This is a genomic window from Stenotrophomonas hibiscicola ATCC 19867, from assembly GCF_000382065.1.
In the GTDB taxonomy this organism is placed as follows: domain Bacteria; phylum Pseudomonadota; class Gammaproteobacteria; order Xanthomonadales; family Xanthomonadaceae; genus Stenotrophomonas; species Stenotrophomonas hibiscicola.
Window position 1 is genome coordinate 356,204 of sequence record NZ_KB907500.1, and the last position, 21,024, is coordinate 377,227.

The following is a 21,024-nucleotide window of genomic DNA, read 5'->3' on the forward strand; positions in this document are numbered from 1 at the left end:
TCGGAAAGGGAAGAATCAGGCGCCGGCGGCGATGATGCGGTGCACGGCGTCGGTGTAGCGCTGCAGCTGGTCCAGCGTCACGAACTCATCGGCGGTGTGGGCCTGGGCAATATCGCCCGGGCCAAACACCAGGGTGGTGTAACCGGCGGCGGAGAACAGCGAGGCCTCGGTCCAGAAGTCCACGGCGTTGCCGATCGGCAGCTCAAGCGCGTCGGCCACATCGCGCGCCAGCAGGCGGCGGTTCTCGGCTTCGGCGATGTCGCCGGCCGGCAGGCTGGGGCCACGGAAGGTCTCGGTGAATACCGCCGCTTCCGGCTCGGCGAACCCGGCGAAGGTGGCCAGCAACGCGTCGATGTTCATCGACGGCAGCGGCCGGAAACCGAAGCGCACTTCGGCAGCGGGCGCGATCATGTTGGCCTTGATGCCGCCTTCGACGCGGCCGATGTTGAAGCGCAGGCCGGTCAGTCCGCCAAAGCGCGCCGACGCCAACGATTCCACATGGTCCAGCGCACGGTTGCCCCAGCGCATGGCCTGGTGCAGCGCGCTGGCGGCGGCATCCTGCTTGCCCGAGGCGTGCCCGGCGCGGCCGGCGAACTGCATCAGCACAGAGCTGATGCCGCGATGCGCCAGCACCGCTTCGCTCATGGTCGGCTCGGCCACCAGCACCGCTTCATACGGCAGGCCACGGGCCAGGAACGCGGCGATGCAGCGCGGATCGTTGGCTTCTTCATCGCTGGAGAACAGGAAGGCCGCGTCACCGTCGCTGGCATTGGCTGCGGCCACCAGTGCGGCGGCCGCGCCCTTGATGTCACACACGCCCAGACCGACCACGCGGTCGTCCAGGCGGCGCATCTCGTGCGGGTCGGCGCTCCAGTGCGGCGAATCGGGCACGGTATCAAGATGTACGTTGAACAGGTACTTCGGCGTCCCGCGCACGGCGTACAGGCTGACCGCACCGGCGCCGTGGTCGATCACCTCGACGTTGAAGCCGGGCAGGTTCGCGCGCAGGTAATCGAAGATGCCACCGGTGGTGATCGCGCGCGGCGGGTTGCGGGTGTCGAAGGACACCAGGACCTGCAGGTGATCGAGCGTCTGTTCAAGCATGAAACAAAGATCCTGTGGAATTCCGCCGGGCATGGCCCGGCGCTACCGTGATGCGTCTGGTGGAGAGCCCCCTTCTTGTTGAAGGGGGCGCGCCAACGGCGCAGGGTTAAGGTGGAATGCGCGAGAGACGCGCGCGCAATTCAATCGCTCAGCGATTGACTTGCGCGTAAAGCGTCGAGCTCATACCGAACAGCTTGATGAAGCCTTCAGCCTCCTCCACGCCCCAGTCGGCCGACTGCGCGTAGGTGGCACCCTTGGTGTTGAGCAGGTGCGGCGACTTCACGGCCACCGCATCGACGCGGCCACCACGGGTTTCCAGCACCACTTCACCGTTGACCTTGGCCTGCGAGGACTTCAGGAAGGCTTCGATGTCGGTCTTCAGCGGGTCGTGGTAGAAGCCTTCGTACACCAGCTCCACCCACTTGCGCGCCACGTCCGGCTTGAAGCGGTTCTGCTGCTTGGTCAGCACCGCATCTTCCAGCGCGCGGTGTGCGGCCAGCAGCGAGACCAGGCCCGGGGCCTCGAACACGATGCGGCCCTTCAGGCCGATCACGGTGTCGCCGGTGTACACGCCGCGACCGACGCCGTACGGGGCGAACAGCTTGTTGAGCTGGGCCAGGATCTGGTCGCCCGGCAGCGCCTTGCCGTTCAGTTCAACCGCTTCGCCTTCAATGAACTTCAGGGTGACGGTCAGCGCCTGCTCCGGCCACTCGCTGCGCGGCGAGCACCAGCCACGCGCACCTTCGCCCGGGGCTTCCCAACGGTCGATCTCGCCACCGGACATGGTCACGCCCAGCAGGTTCTCGTTGATGGTGTAGGCCTGCTGCTTGGCGCGCACGCCGAAGCCGCGCTCTTCCAGGTATTTCTGCTCGTAGGCACGGGTCTGGGTGTGTTCCTTCTGGATCTCGCGGATCGGCGCGATGATCTGGTAGTCACCCAGCGCCTTCACGGCCAGGTCGAAGCGGACCTGGTCATTGCCCATGCCGGTGCAGCCGTGGGCGATGATGTTGGTGCCCAGTTCGGCGGCACGCTTCAGCGCGGCATCCACGATCAGGTAGCGGTCCGACACCAGCAGCGGGTACTGGCCCTGGTAGCCTTCGCCGGCCCACACGAACGGCTTGACGAAGCCTTCCCAGATCGCCGGGCCACCGTTCACAGTGACATGGCTGGTCACGCCCAGCTCGGCGGCACGCTTCTCGATGAAATCGCGCTCTTCATCATCCACGCCGCCGGTGTCGGCGAACACGGTGTGCACGTTGTAGCCACGCTCCTGCAGGTAGGGCACGCAGAAGCTGGTATCCAGGCCGCCGGAGAAGGCGAGAACGACGTCTTTATTGCTCATGGGGAGGGTATGTCCTGGTAGCGCCGGGCCGTGCCCGGCGGAAATGATTGAATCGGAAAAAATCAGCGCCCGGCAACCGCGGCCATGATCGCCTTCTGCACGTGCAGGCGGTTCTCGGCTTCGTTGATGGCGATGCACTGCGGCGAATCCATCACCGCATCGGTGGCCTTCACGTTGCGACGCAGCGGCAAGCAGTGGCTGAACACACCGTTGTTGGTCAGCGCCATCTTGCGTTCGTCGACGATGAAGTGCTTGAACTGGTCGCGGATCGGCTTTTCCGGTTCCCAGTTGCCGAAGAACGGCAGCGCTCCCCAGCTCTTGGCGTAAACCACGTCGGCGCCGGCGTAGGCGCTGTCGACATCATGGCTGATCTTCAGCGAACCACCGCTCTCGGCCACGTTCTGCTCGGCCCAGCCCATGTAGCGCTCGTCGAGGATGTAGTCGGCGGTCGGGCAAAGCAGTGTCACGTCCATGCCCATGCGGGTGGCGATGGTCAGCGCCGAGTTGGCCACGGCGGTGTTGAGCGGCTTGGGGTGGTAGGTCCAGGTCAGCACGTATTTCTTGCCACGCAGGTCCTGGGTGCCGAAGTGCTCCTGCAGCGCCATGATGTGGGCCAGCTCCTGGCACGGGTGGGTGATGGTCTCCATGTTGATGACCGGCACCGGCGAATACCTGGCGAAGCTGTTGAGGACGATGTCCTGGCGGTCGTACGCCCAGTCCTGGAACTTCGGGAACGCACGCACGGCGATGATGTCGCAGTAACGGCCCAGCACCTTGGCCACTTCCGCGATGTGTTCCTCGGTATCGCCGTCCATCACCGTGCCGAGGTTGAACTCGATCGGCCAAGCATCCTTGCCCGGCTGCAGCACCACCGCATGGGCGCCGAGCTGGAACGCGCCCAGTTCGAAGCTGGTGCGGGTGCGCATGGACGGGTTGAAGAACACCAGCGCGATCGACTTGCCCTTGAGCTGGTCGCCGAGCTTGTTGCGCTTGAACAGCGCGGCCTGGGTCAGCAATGCGTCGAGATCGCTGCGGCTCCAGTCCTGGGTGTTCAGGAAGTGCTTGGGGGACATCTTCTTTCCTTGCGTGGCGGCGCCGGGTTCGACGCGGTGGAAGGGAAAACAGGAAGCAAAGGTGAAACGAAAAGGTTGCAGTTGCAGCTTTCAGAACGCGGAAACGAAAAAACCCAGCCGGCGGGCTGGGTTTTTTTCGGACGAACAGCAAAAAGCTCCGGTTACCCAGCGAGAATGTGGGGTTCCGGTCGACGCGCACGCGAGGTCATGCCCGACGCCTGTCGGGCTGCGCTGCTGTCGTGCTGGAAGTCGGTGAGCTTCATGGCCGAATATCTTTGCATGCGGCCGTGACCGGCGCAAGGGGCCGGGGTCGCAGAATCAGGGATTGCCGGCGGCGCCCTGCTCAGGACCGACCCAGGGGGTGATCGACACCCGGATCTTGAGCCGGTTGCCCGGGTCTTCCGGCAGCCGCGACCGATACTTGGTGCCCTTGTAGACGTAGTCCACGTCGTAGGCGATGGGCCGGCGGAATTCACGCCCCACCGGCACGATGCGGCAGTCACGGGTCAGCATCGGGCCATTGTTGGCAGGCGCCGGGGCCGGCGTTTCGGGGCCGGCCTCTTCGGAGGGCTCCTCGTCGCTGCGCTTGAATATCGAGCGCACCGAGTCCCAGAAACGGCTGATCCGGCCCTTGTCCTCGACCGGCTCCTCGCCGGTCACGTTGACCGGGGCCAGGGTGCGGGTCGACACCGGCTCGCAATGCTCCTCGGTACGGGTCGCGCGCAGGGTCTGGAATACCGGCTCGACGTTCAGTACCTGGGCGTAGTCGAACTTCACGTTCTCCACGATCACCACCCGGTTGCGGGGCTCGGCCTCCTGCGCCAGCACCACGGCGGGCAGCGCCGACAGGCAGGCCAGGGTCAGCAATGCGGTGGATTTCAGTGGCGACGGGAGCAAGGACACGGCGATAGTGTAGGCAGTGGCGAGCGCAAGGGGCTGAACATTACCCGTCCACGCCGCTCCTGCCCACCCCACCCTGGCTCCCTCCGGCGTCCACCGGTGGCAACCAGCGCCCCCAAAGGGAGCGACACGTTCTAAAATCACAGACTTGTCCCCCAGCCACAGCCCCATGACCCTGCGCCTGCACAACAACCTGACTCGCCAGCTCGAACCGTTCACCCCGCTCGACCCGGCCTGTCCGACCCTGTATGTGTGCGGCCCCACGGTCTACAACTACGTGCACATCGGCAACGCCCGTGGCCCGGTGGTGTTCGGGGTGCTGGCCGACCTGCTGCGGCGGCGTTTCGGCGCACTGCGCTACGCCCGCAACATCACCGACGTGGACGACAAGATCAACACCGCCGCGCGCGAGCAGGGGGTGCCGATCAGCACCATCACCGACAGGTTCGCCGCCGCCTACCGTGAAGACATGGCCGCGCTGGGCGTGGTGCCGCCTGACATCGAACCGGAAGTGACCGCGCACATGCCGCAGATCATCACCATGATCGAGCAGTTGATCGCCAGTGGTCATGCCTATGCCGCCGAAGGCCACGTGCTGTTTGCGGTGGCCAGCTTTGAAGGCTACGGCAAGCTCTCGCGCCGTGATCCGGAAGAGATGCTGGCTGGCGCCCGCGTCGATGTCGCCCCCTACAAGCGTGATCCGGGCGATTTCGTGCTGTGGAAGCCATCCAGCGACGACCTGCCCGGCTGGGAATCGCCCTGGGGCCGTGGCCGCCCGGGCTGGCACATCGAATGCTCGGCGATGGCCGCCGCCCACCTGGGCGAGACCATCGACATCCATGCCGGCGGCGTCGACCTGCAGTTCCCGCACCATGAAAACGAGATCGCGCAGAGCGAATGCGCGCATGGCGGCAGGATCTTCGCCCGCTACTGGCTGCACAACGGCATGCTCAACTTCGGCGGCGCCAAGATGAGCAAGTCACTGGGCAACATCGAGCGCGTGCATGACCTGGTTCGCCAGCATCCGCCGGAGGCACTGCGCCTGGCCCTGCTGTCGGCCCACTACCGTCAACCGCTGGACTGGTCCGATGCGCTGATCGAACAGTCGGTGCGTACGCTGGACCGCCTGTACGGCACCCTGCGCGAACTGGCCTCGGTCGAGGCCAGCGCGGTGATTCCGGCCACGGTCGAAGCGACCCTCGACGACGACCTCAACACCCCGCAGGCGCTGGCCGAAGTGGCCCGCATCGCGGCCGAGGCGCGTCGTGCCACGGACCCGGCCGAACAGTCGCGCCTGAAGGCCGAGCTGCTCGGTGCCGGCCTGGCGCTGGGCCTTCTGCAGGCCGATCCGGCGCAGTGGTTTGGTACCGCTGCGGGCGCTGACGGCGACGATGGCCGTATCCAGGGCCTGATCGACGAGCGCGCTGCGGCCAAGAAGGCGCGCGACTTCGCCCGTTCCGATGCCATCCGCGACCAGTTGGCCGCCGAAGGCATCGTGCTGGAAGACACCCCGCAGGGCGTGCGCTGGTCGCGCAAGCGCGGCTGACCTGCTGCCCTGCCCCGTGGCCGGCCCGCCGGCCACGCCCCCACTGTAGAGACTGTTGTGACCGACTCCCCGTTCCCGCTTGAACCCACCGCCGCCGAGGCCCAGACCGCCATCGCCGAGGAATTCGGCTTCTTCGGCGACTGGTCCGAGCGCTACCAGTACCTGATCGACCTCGGCCGCAAGCTGCCGGCCTTCCCGGAAGAATGGAAGACCGAAGAGCATCGCCTGCTCGGCTGCCAGTCGATGGTCTGGATCGTGCCGGAAGGCAATGCGCAGTCGCTGCGCTTCCATGCCATCAGTGATTCGGCCATCGTCTCCGGCCTGATCTTCCTGGCGCTGCGCGTGTACTCCGGGCGCTCGGCGCGGGAGATCCTGGCCACCGAACCGAGCTATATCCAGGACATCGGCCTGGCCCGCCACCTGTCTCCGACCCGCAGCAATGGTGTGGCTGCGATGCTGGCCTTCATCCGCGAGACCGCGCAGACCCAGCTGCAGCGCGATCCGTCGTGAACGAGCCTGCCACAGCCGAGGACACCGCGCTGGGCCTGCTGTCCCGGCCCGGCTTCGCCAAGCTGCTGGCCTACCGCATCTTCGCGATGCTGTCCTACCAGGTGGTGGCAGTCACCGTCGGCTGGCACATCTACGAAGTCACCCGCAATCCGTTCTCGCTGGGCCTGATCGGTCTGGCCGAGGTGCTGCCGTTCTTTTGCGTGGCGCCATTCGCCGGCTACCTGGTCGACCATCTGCCGCGGCGTCGGTTGGGCATGGCGGCCTGTTCCGGGCTGATCGCCACCGCGCTGGTACTGACCAGCGTGGCCAAGGGCTGGCTGCCGTTTGAAGGCGTGTGGCCCATCTATGCAGCCATCGCCCTGACCGGCATGGTCCGCGCCTTCCTGTCACCTATCTACAACGCACTGTTCGCCCGCGTGCTGGCCCGCGATCAGTTCGCGCGCGGCGCAGGCCTCGGCGCGGTGGTGTTCCAGGCCGGCATGGTCGCCGGCCCGGCGCTGGGCGGCGTGCTGGTCGGCTTCGGCGGCAAGGGCCTCTCCTACGCGGTGGCTACGGCCTTTGCGCTGGTGGCGATGGCCTGCCTGGCTACATTGAAGGTGGAAGAACCGGTGCACACCGGTCCCGCCGCGCCGATCTTCAAGAGCATCGCCGAAGGCGCGCGCTTCGTGGTCGGCAACCGGATCATGGTCGGGGCGATGGCGCTGGACATGTTCTCGGTGCTGCTGGGCGGCGTGGTGGCGATGCTGCCGGCCTTCCTGCACGAGATCCTGCACCACGGTCCGGAAGGCCTGGGCGTCCTGCGCGCGATGCCGGCGCTCGGTTCGGTGTGCGTGGGCCTGTGGCTGGCCCGCCACCCGCTGCACCGCAATGCCGGCCGCGTACTGCTGTTCGCGGTGGCCGGTTTCGGCCTGTGCGTGATCGGCTTCGGCCTGTCGCAGCACTTCTGGCTGTCGGCGCTGATCCTGCTGTTCTACGGGGCCTTCGATGGCATCTCGGTGGTGATCCGATCGACCATCCTGCAGTTGGCCACGCCGGAAGAGATGCGCGGCCGGGTGTCGTCGATCAACGGCATCTTCATCAGTTCGTCCAACGAGCTGGGCGCGTTCTATGCAGGCACGATGGCGAAGCTGCTCGGCCTGGCGCCGGCCGTGGTGCTGGGTGGGTTTGCGGTGCTGAGCGTGGCCGGGATCACGGCGTGGAAGAACCCGACATTGCGGAAATTGAATCTGCGTGATCTGCAGTAGCGTCGGCTCGTCGTTTCCGCGACAGCCGCTTTACGTGCGCCGACGCATTGGTAGCGCCGGGCCATGCCCGGCGGCCCTTTTCCGCGACCGCGGCAGGGTGTCACTTTCTTTTCGCGAAAAGAAAGTAACCAAAGAAACGCTCCGCCATCCGCGAGCCGGCGCTGCGCGCCGGTGCCCTGTGCTCCTCGGTGAATCAGGGGACGGCGCCGAACTCGCTGCGCTCAAACAGCGGCGCCTCTTCGCCCCTGATTCCCCTGCGGTGCTCGGCTCGCTACAAGGCGGACTCAAGTCAAGAGCCGCAGCCGCGCACGCAGGCTTCGGTAGCGCCGGGCCATGCCCGGCGAGCGAAGTGGTGGTCTTTGCTCTCATCCTCCCTCCAAGCCCGCGCCTTCGGCCTGAGCCGAGCGTGGGCTCGGCTCTACATCGGCCGCGCACGCAGGAAACCGTCGAGAGCCTGCGGGTGGGTCCGGGCAGGACCGTCCGCGGCATGGATGCCGCGGCCGAGCTTACAGGGATGTACTTGCAGCGTGTCCTGCCCGGACCCACCCGCAGGCTCCACCCGATACCCGGAAGGCGCTGCTCTACACAGCCAACTCGAACCCAACAAAAAACCCGGCCGAGGCCGGGTTTTTCGCATGACCATACAACGAGCAGGAATCAGTCGCCCTGCTGCTTCTGCAGGTGCTCCCAACGCTCCTGGGCGTCGATGGTGCGCTCGGCGGTCAGGCGCGCTTCGAGGCGCTCCAGGCCGATTTCTTCGCCGGTGTCGACGCAGTAACCGTAGTCGCCCGCTTCCAGGCGCTTCAGGGTGCTGTCGATCTTGCCGATCAGCTTGCGGTAGCGGTCGCGGGTACGCAGCTCCAGCGAGTTCTCGGTCTCGCGGGTCGCGCGCTCGGCTTCGTCGCCGATGTCACGCACTTCCTCACGAAGATTCTCGATGGTCTGCTTGGACTCTTCCACCAGGTCCGCGCGCCAGTTCTGCAGACGCTGACGGAAGTACTCCTGCTGCAGCGGGCTCATGTATTCCTCTTCCGAGGACGGCTTGTAGCCAGTCGGCAGGATCGGGCGGCCGGTGGCCTCGTCGGTCTTGTACTCGACCACCTTGTACTTGCTGCGCGGGGCCGGTGCAGCCGAGCGGGCGGCGACGGCCACGGCAACCTTGCCGACAGGGCGCGACACGGTCTTCGGGGCGGAATCGGATTTCACGGCGGTTTTGGCAGGCGATTTCGAAACGGGCACGGGATTCTTGGATTGCGGGGCCTTCGAAGCGGCAGGAGCGGCGGCCGGGGCCGGCTTGGAGGCCGGTTGGGCTGCTGCCACTGCCACGGTCTTGGCCGGGACAGGCTTGGCCGGAGCCGGCTTGGCAGCAGGCTTCGGTGCGGACTTCACTACTGGGGCCGGGGCCGGCTTTACGGCCGGTGCGGCAACATTCTTGGCACCCTTCTTTGCAGCGGCAGGCGTGGCGACCGGCTTGGCCGCAGCGACCTTCTTTGCTACGGGCTTGGCGACCGGCTTGGCTGCAGCCTTCTTCACCACCGCCTTCGGCGCCGGCTTGGCGGCGGCCTTCTTGGCCACCGGCTTGGCGGCAGCTTTCTTCACCGGCGCAGCCTTGCTGACGGTCTTCTTCACCGGCGCCTTCTTGCTGGCAGCGGCTGGCTTGGCCTTGGCGGGCGCAGCGGCCTTCTTCGCCACCGGCTTGGTTGCCTTGACCGGCGTTTTCTTTGCGGTGGCCTTCCTGGCCGCCGGTTGCGAGGACGCTGCCTTGGTCGCCGGCTTGCTGGCCGGCTTCTTGGCAACGGGCTTTGCCGCCAACTTCTTCACAACAGGCTTGGCGGTTTTCTTGGCGGCCGTTGCGGCCTTCTTTGCAGTTTTTTTAGCAGCCACGAAACGCTCTTCCTTGGATTCCCCGGGGCCCGGGAAAGCGGGCCTTTATAGCCTACCCGACCCGCAGCAGCAACCTCGGCACCCTGCCCCATTCAGTCCTGGAGCCAAGGCGCCCAATGGGCAGTCCGACGAACACGGACCGCCTTGCGCGGTACGGAACCTGGCCAGCACCCGACGGTGCTGGTACCGGTCGCAGGCCATCGGCGACATGCGACCAACGGCCCATCCTGCACAAATGCGGCCTTCATGCCAACTGGCATAAGATGACTGGGTGATCTCGCGCCTGCTCATCGCCCTGCTGCGCTTCTACAAGCGCTTCATCAGCCCCTTGCTGGGGCCCCGCTGCCGTTTCGTGCCGAGCTGTTCTGAATACGCGATGGACGCGATCTCGCGGCACGGCCCGCTGCGCGGCAGCTGGCTGGCTGCGCGCAGGCTGGGCCGCTGCCACCCGTTCCATCCCGGCGGCTTCGACCCCGTGCCCGAGTCCCCCAACGCCCCCTCTTGCCGTTGCACAGGAAAACATTGACATGTCCTCCACCCTCATCACCAATGCCCGCATGGTCAACGAAGGCCGCACCTTCGACGGCGACCTGCGCATCGAGAACGGCCGCATCGCGCAGATCGGCAACGGGCTGGCGCCGCGCGACGGCGAGCAGGTGGTGGACGCGGCCGGGCGCTGGCTGCTGCCCGGCATGATCGATGACCAGGTGCACTTCCGCGAACCGGGCCTGACCCACAAGGGCGACATCGCCAGCGAATCGGCGGCCGCCGTGGCCGGTGGCCTGACCAGCTTCATGGACATGCCCAACACCAACCCGCCGACGCTGGATTCAACCATCCTGGAAGCCAAGTACGAGCTCGCGCGCGGCCGCGCCTGGGCCAACTACGGCTTCTACCACGGTGCCAGCAATGACAACCTGGACGCGATCCGTGCGCTGGACCCGAAGAAGGCCCCGGGCGTGAAGGTGTTCATGGGTGCTTCGACCGGCAACATGCTGGTCGACAACCCGGAAACGCTGGACGCGATCTTCCGCGAATGCCCGACCCCGATCATCACGCACTGCGAAGACACGCCGATGATCGATGCCAACCTGAAGGCCTTCCAGGAAAAGTACGGTGATGCGCTGACCCCGGACATGCACCCGGACATCCGTTCGCGCGAAGCGTGCATCAAGTCGACCCGCCTGGCGATGTCGCTGGCACGCAAGCACGGCACCCGCCTCCATGTGCTGCACATCTCCACCGCCGACGAGCTGGCGCTGTTCGAGAAGGGCCCGCTGATCCGCGCCGATGGCAGCCGCAAGCAGATCACCGCCGAAACCTGCGTGCACTTCCTGCACTTCGCGCGCCCGGACTACGCGACCAAGGGCAACCTGATCAAGTGCAACCCGGCGATCAAGGAAGTGTCCGACCGCGAGGCAATCACCGCTGCACTGGCCGATGACGTGCTGGACGTGCTGGCCACCGACCACGCGCCGCACACCTGGGAAGAGAAGCAGAAGCCCTACGCGCAGGCGCCGTCGGGCCTGCCGCTGGTGCAGTACGCACTGGTGGCCGCGCTGGAGCGGGTGCACGAAGGCAAGCTGACCCGCGAGCAGGTGGTGCAGAAATTCGCACATGCGCCGGCGCAGCTGTTCGACGTGGAAGAACGCGGCTTCCTGCGCGAGGGCTACTTTGCCGACCTGGTGCTGGTGGAGGACGTGCCGTTCACCGTCAAGCGCGAGGACGTGCTGTCCAAGTGCGGCTGGTCGCCGTTTGAAGGCACCACTTTCCGCTCGCGCATCGCCTCCACCTGGGTCAACGGCCAGCTGGTGTGGGACGGCAGCAAGCTGGTGGGCGAACCCGCCGGCCAGCGCATGACCTACGACCGCTGATGCGTTCGGCACTTCTGTTCGGAGCGCTGCTGCTGGCCGCGCCCCTGTTCACCGCACCGTCGGCGCAGGCACAGGACGGCATCGGCAGCCTGATCGACAGCCGCGTGGTGTTCCCGGCCAGTGCGTCACAGGGCGCGCTGGTGATCGGCAAGGTGCCCGCTGGCAGCCGCGTGCAGTACGCCGGCCGCCAGCTGCGGGTGAGCGGCTATGGCAGCGTCGTGTTCGGCATCGGCCGCGACGAGAAGGGTCCGCTGCACGTGCAGGTGCAACGCCCCGATGGTGGCAGCGAGACCGCAACCATCGCGGTGACGCCGCGCGACTGGCCCACCGAGCGGGTCAACGGGGTGCCACCGAAGACGGTGAATCCGCCGGCGGCGATTGCCGAGCGGATCAAGCGCGAACAGGCGCAGGTAACCGCTGCACGTTCGCGCGACGACGACCGTACCGACTTCACCCAGACCTTCATCTGGCCGGTCCAGGGCCGCATCAGCGGCCGCTTCGGCAATGCGAGGGTGTACAACGGCCAGCCCGGTGCCGGTCATTCCGGCATGGACATCGCGGTGCCGACCGGCACGCCGGTAAAGGCACCGGCCGCCGGCATCGTCACCTTCGCCGGCCCCGACCTGTACCTGACCGGTGGCACGCTGCTGCTCGACCACGGTTTCGGGGTCAGCTCCAACTTCCTGCACCTGTCGCGCATCGACGTAAAAGTCGGCGACCGTGTGGAGCAGGGCCAGGTGATCGCTGCCGTCGGCGCCACCGGCCGTGCCACCGGCCCGCACCTGCACTGGGGCATGAACTGGTTCGAGACCCGTATCGACCCGCTGCTGGTGCTGGACCGCAAATAACGCCCATCGCCCGGTGCAGCGGTGAGCCACTGTTGTAGAGCCGAGCCCACGCTCGGCTGCTGTCGCGCAGAGATGAGCCGAGCATGGGCTCGGCTCTGCAGACAGCATTCAATCAACCGCGCGAGGTAGCGCCGGGCCATGCCCGGCGGAGCGCGGGATCAACCGCGGGCAGCCCACCACACACGCAGCAGGGTGCGCACCGGGGTTGCTTCGATCGGCTTGCCTGCGGCCTGCGCGGCCACACGGGCACGTGCCAGGCTGGACCACACGCGGCGCGGGCGCGGGCCGGGCACGCGGGTGCCCCACCCCTTCAACAGATGCTGCGCCCAGCGCTGCGCAGCGGTGCTGGCATCACCGTCCAGCAGGCTGCGCGGCACACCGGCCACGCCGGCATCCTGCAGGCGCTGGGCCAGGGTCTGCAGCTGCACCGCGCGACCGGCACCGGTGCGCGGCTTGTCCGCGAACAAGGTTGCCTCCACTGCGGCTACGGCCTCGGCGTAGTTGGCCAGCGCGCGCTCGGCGCCGGCTGCATCGGGCGCGACGGTGCGTGCTTCAACCAGATCCGGCAGCGCTTCGGCCAACTGCGCCCACGGCGCACGCACCGGCTCCAGCAGCCGGCCCAGCGGATGGCGCGAACGATGCCCGGCCCAACTGCGCAGCTCCTCGCCCCACCACGCCAGCTTGGCGTCGGCCGGCAACGGGTCGCCGCTGGTGTTGAGCATGTCGTCGAACTCCTGCAGCAGCGCAAACCACGCCACGGCCAGCTCGCGTTGCGATTCGGCCACGAACGGGGCGGCCACCGACCATTCCGGCCAACGGCTGCGCCACTTGTCGAGGAAACTGTCCAGCGCGGTACTGCTCACTACACCATTCCTTACGGCTGGGCCGGGGTTGCCGGCCGGGTCGGCCAGAGACTGGCCAGTTGCAGAAGTTCAGCGTTCTCGACCAGCACGTCGGCCTGCCAGGCCAGCGGATCGTCGCTGTGCAGGCGGTAGCCCCACAGCGCCGCCACCGACGGCATGGCCGCGGCCCGCGCGGCGATGATGTCGCGCTCGTCGTCACCCACGTACACGCAGTCTTCGGCAGCAACGCCAATGGCCTGCGCAGCGTGCAGCAGCGGCAGCGGGTGAGGCTTGCGCTCGGCCAGGCTGTCACCGCCGACCAGCACCGCGCAACGCTGCTGCCAACCATGTTGCGGCAGGATCAGACGCGCCAGGTACTCCGGCTTGTTGGTGACGATGCCCCACACCGTACCGGCCTCATCCAGCGCGGCGAGCATGCCGGCCACGCCGTCGAACAGCACTGCGTGCTGGCCGATCAGCGCTTCGTAGCGCTGCAGGAATTCTGGGATCAGCGCGTCGCGTGCGGCGACGTCCAGTTCCGGGAAGGCAGCCGAGACCATCGCCCGCGAGCCCTTCGACACCACCGGGCGCAGTGCGGCCGGATCGATGGGTGCACGACCACGTTCGGCCAGCATCGCGTTGCAGGTAGCGACGAAGTCCGGCGCGCTGTCCAGCAAGGTGCCATCCAGATCGAACAGCACCGCGCGCGGGAAGCGTGCAGAGGTCATGCCGGCTTGACCGCGTAGGCCAGATAGTTGATGTCGGTGCGGCTGCTCAGGCGGGCATGGTTGCGCCACGGCTCGTAAGCCATGCCACTGACATCCACCAGCTGCACATCAGCCTCGCGCAGCCAGCGCGCCAGCTCGGCCGGCTTGATGAATTCCTGGTAGTGGTGCGTGCCCTTGGGCAGCAGGCGCGCCACGTACTCGGCGCCGACGATCGCCACCGCGAACGCGGCGGCGGTGCGGTTGATGGTCGACAGGAACAGGTGGCCGCCCGGCTTCAGCAGGCGATTGCAGGCGTCGATGATCGCGCCCGGGTCGGGCACGTGCTCAAGCATTTCCATGCAGGTGACCACATCGAAACTGCCCGGCTGCTCGGCGGCCAGATCCTCGGCGGCCTGCACGCGGTAGTCGACCTTGGCGCCGCTTTCCAGCGCATGCAGGCGCGCGACCTTCACCAGCTCCGGGGCCAGGTCGATGGCGGTGACGTCGGCGCCGGCCTGGGCCAGCGCTTCGCTCAACAGGCCGCCACCGCAACCGATGTCGAGCACACGTGCGCCGCGCAGCGGCACGCGGTCGGCCACGTATTTCAGGCGCACCGGGTTCAGCGCATGCAGCGGCTTCTGCGGGCCGTCAGCGTCCCACCAGCGGTTGGCCAGCGCGGCGAACTTGTCCAGCTCGGCCTGATCGAAATTGGAGGAAGCGTGGGGGGCAGTCATGAGGGGTCCTTGCGGCGCCAGGGATCAGGCGCGGATATGACGGATGCGCTCGCGCCACTGGCGCGCGTTGGCGATGATGCCCGGCAGGTCCATGCCGACCAGCTCGCGCTGCACCAGCTTCGGCTTGCCGGCGATCCAGACGTCGCTGACCTGCTGGCGGCCGGTGGCGTACACCAGTTGCGACAGCACGTTGTGCAGCGGCTGGGTTTCCAGCGCAGACAGGTCGACGCAGACCAGGTCGGCCTGCTTGCCGACTTCGATCGAGCCGATGCGGTCACCGAAGCCCAGCGCGCGTGCGCCACCCAGCGTGGACGCGCGCAGCGTGGTTGCCGCATCCAGTGCAGTGGCGTCGTCGGCCACGGCCTTGGCCAGGATCGCTGCGGTGCGGTTCTCGCTGAACATGTCCAGGTCGTTGTTGCTGGCGCAGCCATCGGTACCGATCGCCAGGTTCACGCCTGCGCGCTGCAGGGCGCAGGCCGGGCAGAAACCGGAGGCCAGCTTCAGGTTGGATTCCGGGCAATGCACCACGCTCACGCCGCGCTCGGCGCACAGGTGGATTTCCGCATCGGTCAGCTGGGTCATGTGCACCGCAATCAGGCGGTCGTTGACCAGGCCGAGCCGATCCAGCCGCGCCAGCGGGCGCTGGCCGTGCAGCCTGATCGAATCGTTGATTTCCTGCGCGGTCTCGTGGGTATGCAGGTGCACCTGCATGTCGAGCTGGTCGGACAGCATCCGCACCCGCTCGAAGTTGGCATCGTTGACCGTGTAAGGCGCATGCGGCGCGAACGCGGTGGCGATCAGCGGATCGGTGCGCCACTGGTCGTGCAGTTCACCGGCCTTGGCGAAGTACTCGTCGTCGGTCTTGGCCCAGGCGGTGGGGAAATCGATGATGACCGCGCCCACCAGCGCGCGGAAACCGTGTTTCTTGTAGACCGCGGCCTGCACGTCGCCGAAGAAGTAGTTCTCGTTGGCGCAGGTGGTGCCGCCGCGCAGCATCTCGGCGATGGCCAGGGTGGTGCCGTCGGCAACGAATTCGGGGCCGATCACCGCCGCTTCCACCGGCCAGATGTGCTGCTGCAGCCAGGTCATCAGCGGCAGGTCGTCGGCGACGCCGCGCAGCAGGGTCATCGGGTTGTGCGTGTGGGCGTTGACCAGGCCCGGCATCAGCGCGGCCTCGGGGCGACTGACTACCTGGGCGGCACGGAAGCGCGCGCGCGCCTCGGCACGCGGCAGGATGGCCACGATCTCGCTGCCACGCACTGCGACGGCATGGTCTTCCAGCACCACCGCATGCGGCTCGATCGGAACGACGTAACCGGCTTCGATGAGCAGGTCGCAGGCTTCGGGGAGGTGCGGGCTATCGCTCATGCGGGCTCACTGGCTATTGGAGAAGGGCCTGGCGGGAGGCGGTAGCGCCGGGCCATGCCCGGCGGCTGTCCGCTGCGGCGCCATGGGCGCCAGCAACGGGTTCCGGGTTATGCCCGGAAAGCCGAGCATGGCTCGGCTCTACAGGTAATCCGGCTGCGCCGGATTACTTGACGCGTGCGGAGTACTCGCCCGAACGGGTGTCGACGCGGATCACTTCGTCCTGGTTGACGAACAGCGGCACGCGGACCACGGCGCCGGTTTCCAGGGTGGCCGGCTTGCCGCCGCCGCCCGAGGTGTCGCCACGGACGCCCGGATCGGTCTCGGTGATCTTCAGCTCGACGAAGTTCGGCGGCTGCACGAAGATCGGCTCACCGTTCCACAGGGTGACCACGCAGGACTCTTCGCCCTTCAGCCACTTCTCGGCGCCGCCCATGCCGGCCTTGGTGGCCTGGACCTGCTCGAAGGATTCCGGATCCATGAAGTGCCAGTACTCGCCATCGCTGTACATGAAGTTCATGTCGGTGTCGACGACGTCGGCTGCATCCAGCGAGTCGGTCGACTTCATGGTCACTTCCTGGGTACGGCCGTCCTTGATCAGGCGGTACTTCACGCGGGTGAAGGCCTGGCCCTTGCCCGGCTTGACGTATTCGGTGTCGATGATGACGGCCGGTTGGTTGTTGACCAGGATCTTCATCCCGTTCTTGACGTCGTTCATGCCGTAGCTGGCCATGCGTAAACTCCTGAGTGGCAGAAACGCCGCGGGTGCGGCGAGCCGTTAGAATGGAAAGCCCACCGGGTGCCGGTGGGCGACTGTTTTTCTGCCCCCATGATAACCGCAGGCCCCCTCTCCATGCAGCTTTCCGCCTTCCCCCGGCCCCAGTCGCCAGGCGCGCCCGCGCGCTGGCAGCAGCTCTGGCGCCAGGCACTGCGCGACCCACAGGCCCTGCTGGCCCGGCTGCAGCTGGACCCGGCCGCGCTGGGCGTCTCGGAAGCGGCCATGGCCCAGTTCGCGCTGCGCGTGCCGGAGGGCTTCGTGGCCCGCATGCGCAAGGGTGATCCGGCCGATCCGCTGCTGCGCCAGGTGCTGCCGATCGACGAGGAAATGCGTCCCGCGCCCGGGTTCAGCTTCGATGCGGTGGGCGATGGCGCGGCCAAGAAGGCCACCGGCGTCATACAGAAGTACCGTGGCCGCGCCCTGCTGGTCGCCACCGGCAGCTGCGCGATCAACTGCCGCTACTGCTTCCGCCGCCACTTCGACTATGGCGCGGAGAACGCCGCCAAGGGTGGCTGGCAGGAGGCCGTAGCCGCCATCGCCGCCGACCCGGACATCGACGAGGTGATCCTGTCCGGTGGTGACCCACTGTCGCTGGCCACGCACAAGCTGGTCGAACTGACCGATGCCCTGCGCCCCATCCCGCATATCCACCGCCTGCGCATCCACACCCGGCTGCCGATCGTGCTGCCCGAGCGCGTGGACGATGAGCTGGTCTCCTGGCTGGGCAGTCTGCCCTGGCCGCTGGCGATCGTGGTCCACGCCAACCATGCCAATGAATTCGACGCCAGCGTGGACGCGGCGATGGCCCGCCTGCGCGCTACCGGCGCCCAACTGCTGAACCAGGCGGTGTTGCTGCGCGGGGTCAATGACAGCGTGCAGGCCCTGCAGGACCTGAGCGAGCGCAGCTTCGACGCCGGCGTGCTTCCCTACTACCTGCATCAGTTGGACCGGGTCGAGGGCGTGGCCCACTTCGAAGTGGATGACGCCCAGGCCAAGGCGCTGATTGCCGGCCTGACCGCGCGCCTGTCCGGTTATCTGATCCCGAAACTGGTGCGCGAACTGCCCGGCGACCCGAGCAAGCGTCCGCTGTAGCCCCAAAAAAGGGGACGGAGGGGATTAAGTCGCAAATGCACAAGCGACTTAATCCCCTCCGTCCCTTTTTTTTGTGTCGGTCAGAGGCCCGATTCGATCATCCGCACCACTTCGGTGGCGGTCACCGGATGACTCAGCCAGTAGCCCTGGCCAAGATCGCAGCCGCGCTGCACCAGCAGCTCGAACTGTGCCTGCTGCTCGATGCCCTCGGCCACCACGGTGATGCCCAGTGCGTGGGCCATGGCGATGATCGCCGTGGTCAGCGCCAGATCGTCGGGATCGCGCTGCATGTCGGCCACGAAGCTCTTGTCGATCTTCACCCCGTCCACCGGTACCTGGCGAAGATGGCTGAGACCGGAGAAGCCGGTGCCGAAATCGTCCAGCCAGACCTTCACGCCGGTGCGGTGCAGCTTGTCCAGCAGCTGTGCGGCCACCATCTCGTCGCCGATCACGGCGGTTTCGGTCAGCTCCAGATGCAGGCGCGAGGCCGGTAGCCCGGACTCATGCAGGCACTGCGCCACCAGTGCCGGCAGTTCGCCGCCGCGCAACTGCCGTGGCGACACGTTGACCGACACGAACAGGTCGTCCCCGGCCGTCCCGGGCGGCCATTGCGCGGCCTCCATGCAGGCCGCACGCAGCACCTTCGGGCCGATGACTTCGATAAGGCCACTCTGCTCGGCCACCTCGATGAACACCGAAGGCGGGATCGTGCCCAGGGTCGGGTGCTGCCAGCGCAGCAGCACTTCAACGCCGACCATGCGGCGGTCGCGCATGCGGAAGATCGGCTGGTAGGCCAGGCGCAGTTCGCCGCGCTCCCAGGCGCCGCGCAGCTCCTGTTCCATATGCACGCGACGCTCGACTGCATGGTCCATCGCCCGGCTGTAATAGCGATAGCAGTTCTTGCCCGCCATCTTTGCCTGGTACATGGCAATGTCGCCGTTCTTCAGCAGGGTGGTGGCATCGGCCGCATCGTCAGGGAACAGGGTCACGCCGATCGAGGTACCCAGGAACAGTTCCCGGCCCTGCACCACCAGCGGCTTGCCCAGCTCCCGCACCAGCACTTCAGCCAGCAGCCGCGCATTTGCGGCCACATCACCATCGCCCACCAGGATCACGAACTCATCTCCGCCGAAGCGCGCCAACAGGGCTTCATCGCCCCCGGCTTCGGTGACCGCGCGATCGATACGCTGTGCAAACTGCAGCAGTGCTTCATCGCCAGCTTCGTGGCCAAGGGTGTCATTGACTCGCTTGAAGTCGTCGATATCGGCGAACAACAGGCCCAACCGGTGATTGGCGGCACGGGCAGCCATCAACCGATGATCAAGCGCCTCGCGGAATGCCAGCCGGTTGGTCAGCCCGGTCAACGCGTCGGTATAGGCCATGCGCCGCACTTCGCGGTCATGGCGGGCGATCGCATCACGCATGCGGGCAAAACCGCGCACCAGTTCACCCACCTCGTCGTCGCGGGTGTTCTCGGCCAGCGGCGTCTGGTAGTCGCCCGCCTCGATGCGACGGGCAGCGACGGCGAGATCACGGATCGGCGCAACCAGAGTACGCTGCACGTACAGGATCACGACCACGCCGATCACCACCAGTAGGCCCAGCATCAACAGCAGCCAGCCCAGGTGACGGCTGCCGACCTGCTGCAGGCGTTCGCCCAAGGTGGCGTTGGCTGCCTGCTCGCGCTGCTGCACCTCATCCAGCGCCATGCCGACGCGGACGCCGCCAATGCGCTGGTTGCCGACCATGATCGGCATGGTGTTGTCGAGCACCTTCGGCGACTCCTGCACGACCAGCGCCTGCGCAGCCGCGGCCCTGGGTGCAAGAGGATCAGCCATCGGCTGGCCGAAACCGGATACTTCGACCGAGCCGTCGTGAACCAGCCGGCCGCGTTCGTCGAACACCAGCACGTAGCGCACCACGGGCTGGCGCGCAGTACTGCGCACCAGTACGCCAACCTGGTCCAGGTCACGGTAGTACAACGGGTTGGCCAGCGCATCGGACAACTCGCGCGCCATCGCCTCGCCGCGGCTGCGCACGCTGCGGTCGAACAATTCATGGATGACGCCACCGCTGAGGTTGCGCACCTCGCCCTGCATCGCCGCTTGCCGCCCCAACAACACTGCCAGGATCGCGATCACCACGACCATTGCCCCGCCCATCGCGAGCAGGAACCGGGCCTGCATCCCCGAGCCAAGCCACTTCATTCCACTTCCATCCGCACGCGCGTCAATCCTTGTTTCAATTCATCCAGCCGCTGCTGCGCATGCGCATCGACGCGGTGGAACCCGGAAGTGCCAAAAAACCGATGCAGCGCTCCCCGTGCCCTCGGGTCGCCGGCCGCCTGCAGCAGCACTTCCTGCAGGCGATCGCGCACGCGTGGATCAAGGTTGGCGCGGACCATCTCCACCGCACGCGGGTAGGGTTCGGTGCGCAGCAGCTCGCGGAAGTCGCGCCGGAACGCTGCTGGCATCCGCCGTTCGTCATTCCAGTCCACGCTGCTCACTGCTCCCACGTCAACCACCCCCTTGTGCACGAACGTCGCGATGTTCAGCTCGCTGCGTGCAAATACGTAGCCCACGCTATCTGGGCCCGGCATTTCCCATGCACCGGCCAGGATCTGCGGCGACAGGCCTTCCTGCAGCAACGTCATCACCGGCACCAGGTAGGCACTGGTGGACGACGTGTTCTGCAGGGCCAGGCGATGGCCCCGCAGATCCTGCATGCGCTGGATCGGGCTGTCGCGGCGCACGAAGAAAACCGTCTGGTACTCCCGCACACCGTTGCGCTCGGTCAGCAGCAGCGGACGGGCGCCACTGCGCTGGCCCAGCGCCACCGCCGTACCCGAGGTTTCCGTGACCCAGTCGACACGACCGCGCCGCAGATAGCTGGCCATCTGCTGTGGATCGCGTGCCATCAGGATCCTCCCCTCCTTGATGCCAACGTCGTGCATGCGCCCCACCACGTAATCCAGCAAGGGCTGAAGCTGCTCGTGGTGGGCCTTGGGATCATCGCTGATCCGGCCCAGCACCAGCACGTGGTCCGGTGCTGCACGCACCGTCCCGGCCAGCAGGACCATGGCCAGGCTCAGCAGTCCCCCCTGCATTGCCTTTCGCAGACCCGACACAGGCTTCATCCCCCCCTGGGTATCCAGACAGACTACCCGAAAAAATGAGAACGT

19 protein-coding genes are annotated in these 21,024 nt (G+C 66.9%); 7 read left to right on the forward strand and 12 right to left on the reverse strand.

Annotated elements, in window-relative coordinates; all coding sequences use genetic code 11:
• Positions 1–15: 15 nt before the first annotated feature.
• From G370_RS0110110 to G370_RS0110125, 4 genes are all read right to left on the reverse strand, one after another.
• Positions 16–1,104: an acetylornithine deacetylase gene (locus G370_RS0110110; protein WP_019660500.1), complete on the reverse strand. Its 1,089-nt coding sequence runs from the start codon at positions 1,102–1,104 to the stop codon at positions 16–18.
• A gap of 148 nt (positions 1,105–1,252) precedes the next feature.
• Positions 1,253–2,446, reverse strand: a complete 1,194-nt coding sequence (locus tag G370_RS0110115) for an argininosuccinate synthase (protein ID WP_019660501.1) — start codon at positions 2,444–2,446, stop codon at positions 1,253–1,255.
• 62 nt (positions 2,447–2,508) lie between these two features.
• Complete coding sequence (locus G370_RS0110120) at positions 2,509–3,519, reverse strand: N-acetylornithine carbamoyltransferase (protein WP_019660502.1); 1,011 nt, start codon at positions 3,517–3,519, stop codon at positions 2,509–2,511.
• Between the two features lie 318 nt (positions 3,520–3,837).
• On the reverse strand, positions 3,838–4,401 hold the full coding sequence (locus G370_RS0110125; protein ID WP_026347073.1) for a glycine zipper 2TM domain-containing protein: 564 nt from the start codon (positions 4,399–4,401) through the stop codon (positions 3,838–3,840).
• Between the two features lie 187 nt (positions 4,402–4,588).
• On the opposite strand from G370_RS0110125, the gene cysS reads away from it, so the two are divergent.
• The 3 genes from cysS to G370_RS0110140 are packed head-to-tail and all read left to right on the forward strand — an operon-like array spanning position 4,589 to position 7,719.
• Positions 4,589–5,965, forward strand: a complete 1,377-nt coding sequence (gene cysS / locus G370_RS0110130) for a cysteine--tRNA ligase (RefSeq protein WP_019660504.1) — start codon at positions 4,589–4,591, stop codon at positions 5,963–5,965.
• 57 nt (positions 5,966–6,022) lie between these two features.
• The gene (locus tag G370_RS0110135; RefSeq protein ID WP_019660505.1) at positions 6,023–6,475 is read left to right on the forward strand and encodes a SufE family protein; all 453 of its coding nucleotides are present in this window, start codon (positions 6,023–6,025) and stop codon (positions 6,473–6,475) included.
• The gene (locus tag G370_RS0110140) at positions 6,472–7,719 is read left to right on the forward strand and encodes an MFS transporter (RefSeq protein ID WP_019660506.1); all 1,248 of its coding nucleotides are present in this window, start codon (positions 6,472–6,474) and stop codon (positions 7,717–7,719) included. Before G370_RS0110135 ends, G370_RS0110140 begins: the two co-directional genes overlap by 4 nt.
• A gap of 657 nt (positions 7,720–8,376) precedes the next feature.
• Here G370_RS0110140 and dksA read toward each other — a convergent pair.
• The gene (gene dksA, locus G370_RS0110145) at positions 8,377–9,603 is read right to left on the reverse strand and encodes an RNA polymerase-binding protein DksA (RefSeq protein ID WP_019660507.1); all 1,227 of its coding nucleotides are present in this window, start codon (positions 9,601–9,603) and stop codon (positions 8,377–8,379) included.
• A 271-nt stretch (positions 9,604–9,874) separates the two neighbouring features.
• On the opposite strand from dksA, the gene yidD reads away from it, so the two are divergent.
• The 3 genes from yidD to G370_RS0110160 are packed head-to-tail and all read left to right on the forward strand — an operon-like array spanning position 9,875 to position 12,325.
• A complete protein-coding gene (gene yidD, locus G370_RS1000000121335) occupies positions 9,875–10,129 on the forward strand; it encodes a membrane protein insertion efficiency factor YidD (RefSeq protein ID WP_014037867.1) in 255 nt (84 codons plus the stop codon).
• Position 10,130: 1 nt separating this feature from the next.
• The gene (locus G370_RS0110155; protein WP_019660508.1) at positions 10,131–11,477 is read left to right on the forward strand and encodes a dihydroorotase; all 1,347 of its coding nucleotides are present in this window, start codon (positions 10,131–10,133) and stop codon (positions 11,475–11,477) included.
• Positions 11,477–12,325, forward strand: coding sequence for a M23 family metallopeptidase (locus G370_RS0110160; protein ID WP_019660509.1), 849 nt, complete (start codon positions 11,477–11,479; stop codon positions 12,323–12,325). Before G370_RS0110155 ends, G370_RS0110160 begins: the two co-directional genes overlap by 1 nt.
• A 158-nt stretch (positions 12,326–12,483) precedes the next feature.
• Here G370_RS0110160 and G370_RS0110165 read toward each other — a convergent pair whose 3' ends face one another.
• The 5 genes from G370_RS0110165 to efp all read right to left on the reverse strand — a co-directional run bounded on the left by G370_RS0110165 (position 12,484) and on the right by efp (position 16,706).
• Positions 12,484–13,188, reverse strand: coding sequence for a squalene/phytoene synthase family protein (locus G370_RS0110165; RefSeq protein ID WP_019660510.1), 705 nt, complete (start codon positions 13,186–13,188; stop codon positions 12,484–12,486).
• 11 nt (positions 13,189–13,199) lie between these two features.
• A complete protein-coding gene (locus G370_RS0110170; RefSeq protein WP_019660511.1) occupies positions 13,200–13,895 on the reverse strand; it encodes a phosphoglycolate phosphatase in 696 nt (231 codons plus the stop codon).
• Positions 13,892–14,608 (reverse strand): bifunctional 2-polyprenyl-6-hydroxyphenol methylase/3-demethylubiquinol 3-O-methyltransferase UbiG, encoded by a 717-nt coding sequence (gene ubiG, locus G370_RS0110175; protein ID WP_019660512.1) that lies wholly within the window; start codon positions 14,606–14,608, stop codon positions 13,892–13,894. The genes G370_RS0110170 and ubiG overlap by 4 nt, the downstream gene beginning before the upstream one ends.
• A 24-nt stretch (positions 14,609–14,632) precedes the next feature.
• Entirely contained in the window at positions 14,633–15,976 is a 1,344-nt protein-coding gene (locus G370_RS0110180; protein ID WP_019660513.1) for a TRZ/ATZ family hydrolase, read from the reverse strand.
• 163 nt (positions 15,977–16,139) lie between these two features.
• Positions 16,140–16,706: an elongation factor P gene (gene efp, locus G370_RS0110185; protein WP_005410381.1), complete on the reverse strand. Its 567-nt coding sequence runs from the start codon at positions 16,704–16,706 to the stop codon at positions 16,140–16,142.
• A gap of 96 nt (positions 16,707–16,802) precedes the next feature.
• Here efp and epmB point away from each other — a divergent pair, with 96 nt between their 5' ends.
• Complete coding sequence (gene epmB / locus G370_RS0110190; protein WP_154081333.1) at positions 16,803–17,843, forward strand: EF-P beta-lysylation protein EpmB; 1,041 nt, start codon at positions 16,803–16,805, stop codon at positions 17,841–17,843.
• Between the two features lie 80 nt (positions 17,844–17,923).
• Here epmB and G370_RS0110195 read toward each other — a convergent pair whose 3' ends face one another.
• Both G370_RS0110195 and G370_RS0110200 read right to left on the reverse strand, forming a co-directional pair.
• Positions 17,924–20,050 (reverse strand): putative bifunctional diguanylate cyclase/phosphodiesterase, encoded by a 2,127-nt coding sequence (locus tag G370_RS0110195; RefSeq protein ID WP_019660515.1) that lies wholly within the window; start codon positions 20,048–20,050, stop codon positions 17,924–17,926.
• Entirely contained in the window at positions 20,047–20,949 is a 903-nt protein-coding gene (locus G370_RS0110200) for a phosphate/phosphite/phosphonate ABC transporter substrate-binding protein (protein ID WP_032955316.1), read from the reverse strand. The genes G370_RS0110195 and G370_RS0110200 overlap by 4 nt, the downstream gene beginning before the upstream one ends.
• Positions 20,950–21,024: the final 75 nt, after the last annotated feature.

Coding starts and splice junctions, on each gene's coding strand:
- G370_RS0110120 (WP_019660502.1), bottom strand. CDS start 3,519: ATGTCCCCCAAGCACTTCCTGAACACCCAGGACTGGAGCCGCAGCGAT.
- ubiG (WP_019660512.1), bottom strand. CDS start 14,608: ATGACTGCCCCCCACGCTTCCTCCAATTTCGATCAGGCCGAGCTGGAC.
- G370_RS0110110 (WP_019660500.1), bottom strand. CDS start 1,104: ATGCTTGAACAGACGCTCGATCACCTGCAGGTCCTGGTGTCCTTCGAC.
- G370_RS0110155 (WP_019660508.1), top strand. CDS start 10,131: ATGTCCTCCACCCTCATCACCAATGCCCGCATGGTCAACGAAGGCCGC.
- G370_RS0110160 (WP_019660509.1), top strand. CDS start 11,477: ATGCGTTCGGCACTTCTGTTCGGAGCGCTGCTGCTGGCCGCGCCCCTG.
- epmB (WP_154081333.1), top strand. CDS start 16,803: ATGATAACCGCAGGCCCCCTCTCCATGCAGCTTTCCGCCTTCCCCCGG.
- G370_RS0110200 (WP_032955316.1), bottom strand. CDS start 20,949: ATGCAGGGGGGACTGCTGAGCCTGGCCATGGTCCTGCTGGCCGGGACG.
- G370_RS0110195 (WP_019660515.1), bottom strand. CDS start 20,050: ATGAAGTGGCTTGGCTCGGGGATGCAGGCCCGGTTCCTGCTCGCGATG.
- cysS (WP_019660504.1), top strand. CDS start 4,589: ATGACCCTGCGCCTGCACAACAACCTGACTCGCCAGCTCGAACCGTTC.
- G370_RS0110180 (WP_019660513.1), bottom strand. CDS start 15,976: ATGAGCGATAGCCCGCACCTCCCCGAAGCCTGCGACCTGCTCATCGAA.
- efp (WP_005410381.1), bottom strand. CDS start 16,706: ATGGCCAGCTACGGCATGAACGACGTCAAGAACGGGATGAAGATCCTG.
- G370_RS0110170 (WP_019660511.1), bottom strand. CDS start 13,895: ATGACCTCTGCACGCTTCCCGCGCGCGGTGCTGTTCGATCTGGATGGC.
- G370_RS0110115 (WP_019660501.1), bottom strand. CDS start 2,446: ATGAGCAATAAAGACGTCGTTCTCGCCTTCTCCGGCGGCCTGGATACC.